Source organism: Oleiphilus sp. HI0132 (assembly GCF_001635845.1).
The window spans coordinates 1-617 of sequence record NZ_LWGJ01000312.1 but is presented as its reverse complement, the minus strand read 5'-3'; the positions used below and the strand labels follow the sequence as shown (position 1 = coordinate 617).

The 617-nt window shown below is 43.8% G+C and carries 1 protein-coding gene; it reads right to left on the bottom strand.

What is annotated here, in order from left to right:
* Positions 1-617: histidine--tRNA ligase (gene hisS / locus A3766_RS03745; protein ID WP_197479288.1), on the bottom strand; the 617-nt coding region annotated here is incomplete at both ends.

Sequence of the window (617 nt, the reverse complement as noted above, 5' to 3'; positions counted from 1 at the left end):
CGAATAATAATCCAAACCTCGTACTAAGCCATGATTAACACGATACTTGATATCTGCATGATCCAGCAGCGACAATAGCTCGTTAAAGTCATTCTTAGACTCGTCTCCATAGAAATCGAACAGACTTGGCGCATTCGCGAGAATCTCTTGGGTCTTAGTATTTTTGCTATCCAGGATTCTTAGAGGGTTTGTTTTCATCCTACGCAGACTATCTTCGTCAAGCTGATCAGCATAACCTTCAAGATAAGCAACTAATGCATCTTTAAAGGACTTGCGCTCTTCAGGCAAGCCTAAAGAGTTTATCTCTAACACCACATGTTCAGATAAACCAAGCTGCTTCCACAAGCGAGCAGTCATCATGATCAACTCAGCATCAATATCAGGCCCTTTAAAACCAAAACACTCAACACCGACCTGATGGAATTGGCGATATCTTCCTTTTTGTGGACGCTCATGTCTGAACATCGGCCCTGTATACCACAAGCGCTGAGTCTGGTTGAACAATAGACCATGCTGCTCGGCTGCTCGAACGCAGCATGCAGTTCCTTCAGGGCGCAGGGTTAAACTGTCACCGTTTCTATCTTCAAAGGTATACATTTCTTTTTCAACGATATCGG